This is a genomic window from Cyanobium sp. Cruz-8D1 (genome assembly GCF_024345975.1).
In the GTDB taxonomy this organism is placed as follows: domain Bacteria; phylum Cyanobacteriota; class Cyanobacteriia; order PCC-6307; family Cyanobiaceae; genus Cyanobium.
The window spans coordinates 1-5,447 of the sequence record NZ_JAGQCD010000084.1; the positions used below are offsets into that span (position 1 = coordinate 1).

The 5,447-nt window shown below is 65.4% G+C and carries 4 protein-coding genes; all 4 read left to right on the forward strand.

The annotated features are described in order from the left end of the window. The first annotated feature begins 382 nt into the window (after positions 1-382). The 4 genes from KBZ33_RS20965 (at position 383) to KBZ33_RS20980 (ending at position 4,983) form a co-directional block, all read left to right on the forward strand. On the forward strand, positions 383-565 hold the full coding sequence (locus KBZ33_RS20965) for an AbrB/MazE/SpoVT family DNA-binding domain-containing protein (RefSeq protein WP_254955434.1): 183 nt from the start codon (positions 383-385) through the stop codon (positions 563-565). Between the two features lie 534 nt (positions 566-1,099). Beyond that, on the forward strand, positions 1,100-1,426 hold the full coding sequence (locus KBZ33_RS20970; RefSeq protein ID WP_254955433.1) for a hypothetical protein: 327 nt from the start codon (positions 1,100-1,102) through the stop codon (positions 1,424-1,426). A 178-nt stretch (positions 1,427-1,604) separates the two neighbouring features. Beyond that, on the forward strand, positions 1,605-3,527 hold the full coding sequence (locus tag KBZ33_RS20975; protein ID WP_254955432.1) for a hypothetical protein: 1,923 nt from the start codon (positions 1,605-1,607) through the stop codon (positions 3,525-3,527). After that, positions 3,520-4,983 (forward strand): class I SAM-dependent methyltransferase, encoded by a 1,464-nt coding sequence (locus KBZ33_RS20980; protein ID WP_254955431.1) that lies wholly within the window; start codon positions 3,520-3,522, stop codon positions 4,981-4,983. Before KBZ33_RS20975 ends, KBZ33_RS20980 begins: the two co-directional genes overlap by 8 nt. Positions 4,984-5,447 lie beyond the last annotated feature (464 nt).

A 5,447-nucleotide genomic window follows, 5' to 3' on the forward strand; every position in this document is an offset into this window, starting at 1 on the left:
GCGCCTCGCCGGATTTCAGTCGATCCGAGCCGGACTACAGGCGGTGATGCATGACATCACGACGCTGCTGGAGATGGCGATGCGCCAGCCAGAACCGAACCCATGCTGAAACTTTGAATCAGCCCTGGCCATCTGATCGCCCTGCTGGAGCAAGAGTTTGCGGTGCTGGCTTTGGCCCAGAAGCGGCTCTCATCGTGCGACCCGCTCCTGGCGAGCTGGTGCTCTGCCTGGCCTGCTTCGACCGCTACCCCGAGGTGGTGGCCGCAGCCCGGCCGATTCCCAGCTCGATCCGGTCTTCGTCCACTGGCGCGGCCGGCGCTATGAGATGCGGGCGCAGCAGGAGCCCCCGCGCAGCTAATCGGAAATTCCGTATTGCAGGGCAATGCAAGTTCCGCGGCGTGCCTCCCTGCGCGAGGTGCTCACAGTGTCGAGCCAGGGCCAGATCACGTTGCCTGCCGAAATGCGCAGGCATCTGGGCATCGAGCCGGGTGACGCGGTGATCGTGGAAGTCTGCGGCGGTGAGCTGCGACTCAAGCCAGCAGCCGTGCTGGAGGTGGAGTTGTAATGCGATCAGACTGATGCCCTCTCAGACCAGGATCGTCAGCAGATTTTCAAGCGCCTGCAATCGCGCTGATGCGGCTGTTTCTCGATGCGAACGTCCTGTTCACCGCTGCCCACAACCCCAGGGGAAAGGCCGCATTTGCAATCATGCTGGGTGCAGAAGGGCTCTTTCAGTTGGCGAACAGTGCCTACGCGAGATAAGAGGCGCGGCGCAACCTCGAATGCAAGGCTACCGATCGCTTGCCTGAGTTCAACCTTCAGCTGAGCGCGATTCGGCTTGTCGCAGACAACCCCTCCATCCCCTGCCCAGCTAATCTTGCCAAGAATGGCTAGCCGGTCTATGGGGCTGCGCATGCCTGTAAGGCCAATGTGTTGCTCACGGGCGATCAGCTCGACTTAGGGTCTAATGAATGCCCTTGAGCTTGCCAATGGCCTGTTGATCCAACCTGTCGCCGATTTTCTGGATGCGCTGGGAGCTTCGGCATGAGGCGTAGCCAAGGCCCCTACGATTCCCTTAGCCCTTGGCAGTCCATCCGCCATGTCGGCCTTCGCCTATGAGGGCGATCTCGACCATCCGATGTCGGCGGAGTTCGAGCAGACCATTCGCTATGTTCTGGAAGGGCTCCTGAGCAGCCAGGGCCTGGAAGGCGTGCTGGTGCATCCAGGGCTCGTCCACGACGGCGATCCGGTGCTGTTCGTGCAACTCAAGTTTCGGTTTGAGGAGCCCGGGATCGATACAAGCCTGCTCATTGATAGCGCCATCTCCGTGAGCCGCGCGCTTTGGAAGATTGGCGAACGCCGCTTTCCGCTCCTCCGTTACGACTTGCACGATGACCATCGGAGCCTGGGCACGGAGAATTGGTGAGTGGCTCTCTCCAGTGTCCTGATCACAACCGCCCGGCAGTTGGAGCACGTGCTTCAGCGCCTGCCTCGCCAAATTTATCTGCTGCACATCGAATGACGGCCTGATGACGGCCTGGTCCACTGATGCGCTTCTGCCCACTGTCACCGTCCAGTCATCTCCCAACCTGAGGCACCAAGCCATGACCCGCGTTGTTTTCTTCACCCCTCCCAGCCAGGCCGAACTGCTCAGCCTCTCAGCACCGCAACTGGAGCAGCTGCTGTTTTGCTGCAGGGAGCCTGCCTACGACCATCCCGAGGCGATTGCGCGCTTCTGGCAGCGGCACTTTTGCCGCCAGCCCGCCTTCGCGGCCCACAGCCGGCTGCTCAATCCCCTCTGGTCGCTCTGGCACCCCACCTCCCTCTGGCGCCTCAGCCTCGCCGATCCGGCCCCCTGGGCTGGCCACGCGCTGGAGGCCGCCAGCCTCACGCTTGATCTCTCCGACCATCTGCCGGGCCTGCTGCAGCTGGCTGCCGTGCTGGCCGCGGTCGCCGATGTTTCTGACTCCCAGATCCTGCTTGTTGTGGGTGACAACCTCACCCGACCCTGGATCACAGGGATGTTGCCATATGCGGCCATCCCGATTGCCGCCGCGGCGTGTTTGAACAGCCAGGGCATCAGCTGTCACCTGGGCAGCGATCCCACGGCCGCCATCGCCCTGCTCACGGGCCAGGCCATCCCTACGGAATCCCTCCAGAGCGATGCCCTGGCCGGCTGGAGCGACAGCCAGCTGTTTCCAGCCCTGGCGCTGCAACAGCCGCCAGCTCCCCTGACACCAGCTGCCTCCATCATCGATCTCTCCTACCTACGCGAACCCCAATACTTTCTTGACGCTTGCGTGCGCGAGCTGCCTGGCCCCTTCCTCGTGCTTTACAACCAGCTCTCTGGCCTCTGGGGCCCGGTGCAGGCCCCAGAGGGCACCCAGGTGCTCACCTACACCTACAGCCATGCTCCCCTAGCTGCCCCCCTGCGGCAGCGGTGCCAGGCGCAGGCGGAGGCCTTCACCCTCCAGCCCCTGCCCGCCCTGCCCGCCGCGCTCCAGCACTGCACCCACCTGCTCAATCAGGCCCTGCCCGCCCTGCTGCTGCCCCTGGTGGCGGCCTGGCACCAGGCCTGGGAACAGCTGGCCCAGCTGCAGCAGGCCTGCCCGGCACCAGCCTGGATCGCCACCACGGAGGTAGTGAGCCCCCTGCTGCTGGCCCTGCGCCGCGGCTATGGCCAGGGCGCCTCGTTCATGTCGCTGGCCCACTCCTTCACCACTGAATCAACTCCCACTGTGAAGTGCGCCCAGCAGGTGCTGGTGGATTGCCCGCTCACCCCGGCCTTCTCCAGCCAGAGCCACCCGATCGCCCAACCCCTGGCGCCGCTGCCGAGGAATCCCGGCGCTCGGCTGCTGAGTGGCCCGCGTAAATACCGCCAGCTGCTGGAGCGTTCAGCTTTCGCCGAAACCAGCGGCGAGCCAGCAACGGCCCAGCCGCCAGCCGGGCCCCTGCGCATCGCCGTGTTCCTCAATGAAGAGTGCTACTACGGTTACTTCCGCACCGATCCCTGTGCGCTCAGCGCGCTGCTCGCCGCCGTTGCCGGGCACCTGGAGGCCGCGGGGCTCGATTACCACCTCTCGCTGATCCCCAAGACCCACGGGCCAGTTGCCACCTTCCGTGCCGCCTTGCTGCGCCAGGAGATTCCTAACGGCGATCGCATTACGGTGTATCAGCGCAGCGACTTCAGCGACAGCGATCCGGCCTGGTTTCAGCAGTTCGATATCAACCTGTTCGCCTGCCACGGCAGCATCAATCTGGAGGCGGCCCTCTGTCGCTTGCCCACCTACGTGTTTCTGGGCGACCTCACCCCGGTGGCCTTCTTCGGCAACTACACAGCCGCAGATCTCAGCCCCCTCTTTATCCTCCCCGCCGATCTCCCCCTGCTCGGCGAGATCCTCAGCCCCCAGCAGATTCGCCTGGAGGCCGAACGCCAGTTCGAGAACGCCCTCAACCAGGCCGATCTCTTCCGCGCCGGCGCACCGGGCCTGCTGCGTCCAAGCCAGGCCCCTGCCGCCCATGGCTGATCGCCTCCCTAACCCCTTCAGCCTTGCCGCGCTGGTTCAGGGCGCCGATCGCCGGCCCCTGGCCCGGTTCTGGCTGGCGGCCCCCAGCGAGGCCCTCGCCAGCCTCTGGCAGAGCGAGGTGGGTGAGGTGAGCCGCCACCTGATCAGCCACCCCTACCCGTGCAGCGGCCCCGCCGCCGCCGGCCACCAGCGCCTGGCCGCCGCCCTGCAACGGCAGCTCATAAGTTCCCCCACCGCAGAGAACACACCCAACGCAGCGAGCACAGCCACCTTCCTCGCCCTGCTCCTGCTCGCCGGCGATCAGCCGCCAGTGCTCCAGCTCGCCCCGGCGCTGTTGCCCTGGCTGGAGACGTGGTGGCAGCCCCAGCGCGCCCAGACGCTCCAGCACATACGCGATCAGGACAACTGGGCGCAGGGGCCCTGCACACCCCTCAGCCTGGAGTCGCTCGCCGATCAGCTCAGCCGCTGCAACGCCATCCGCCGCCGCGCCAACCTGCTGCTGATCCAGCCCCACGACGAGGTCACTGCCGCTGCCCTCCAGGACGACCGTCTGCTGCTGGTGCGGCTGCTCTGCCGCGCCAGCGAGCAGGAGCTCCACGATCTGATCCATCGCCCCGCCTCCCGCCTGCCGCAGCTCTATCGCTCCCTCCTCCATTGCGGCCTGCGCGATCAGCCCCTGCTGGCCGAAGAGCACGATCAGCTTTCGGCCCTGCTGCCTCCTCCGGGGGCGGCAACCGAGTCGCTCCCCTTGCCCCAGCTGCTCGCCCAGCTGCTGCTTCTGCCCCCCCTTGCCGCCGGCAAGGCCCTGGAGGAGGCCAGCACCCCCCCCTGGTTTTCCCCCTGGGCCACCGCCCTATTCGACCTGCCGCCCTGCCAGCAGCCCGCTACCCCATCGGCGCCAGCTCCAGCTGATGCGCCGCCTGCCGAGCCAGCGTTGAGTGTTGACCTGGGTTGCGGCAGCACGATTCGCAATCCCTTCCGGGCAGCCCGGGTGATCGGTGTGGATGCCGCCATCACGGCCGAGGGTGTGCTCACCCAGTGGGTGGGCTTCCAGCCCCTCAACCTCGCCGACAGCAGTGTGGACGTGGTGACCGCCATTGATTTCCTCCAGTTTCTGCCGCGTTTTCTGTTTGCTGATGGCCAGGTGCACAACCCCTTTGTGCGCGCCCTCAACGACGTCTGGCGCATCCTGCGCCCCGATGGGTTGTTCTATGCCGAAACCCCTGCCCATCCCCACGCCTCCGCCTTCGCCAATCCAGCCCACCTAAATGTGATCAGCGAAGACACTGTTCAGTATTTCGCCCGCCTGCCCAACGCAGACGGCCAGCCATCGGCAGCCCAGGCCCTTGCCCTCGGCCGCCAGCAGGGCTTCGCTGGCCAGTTCCAGCTGCTCGATCAACACTGGCAAGGCACCCGCCTGTGCTGGACGCTGCGCTGTGAAAAGCCAACCAACTAACTTCACAGCCACTAATCGACCGTTGACACGCCGACCGGTAGCCGCCGCGCCGCAACAGGTTCATGACCACCGTGCGCAGGGATGAGAACACCGGCGTACCGGGACAGTTGGCGTAGCGATGGGCGTCCTCACCAAGCTGGGCGTCGCGGGGCCAATGCCACTCGTTTTCCATGCTCCAGCGCTGCCGGATCAGCCGCAGCAGGGCATCTGTCGGTGACTGCCGTCACACACCAGTTGGTCTAAACCTCGCTACCACCTGGGATCTGACAATGGCCGTTGGGCAATCTCGGCATCTTCATCCCCCTGCGCACCCAGGGCTGATTCAAAGTATTAAATCGGGTTCGGTTCTGGCTGGCGCATCGCCATCTCCAGCAGCGTCGTGATGTCATGCATCACCGCCTGTAGTCCGGCTCGGATCGACTGAAATCCGGCGAGGCGCAGCAGGTTGAGGGCTGCCGTTCGCA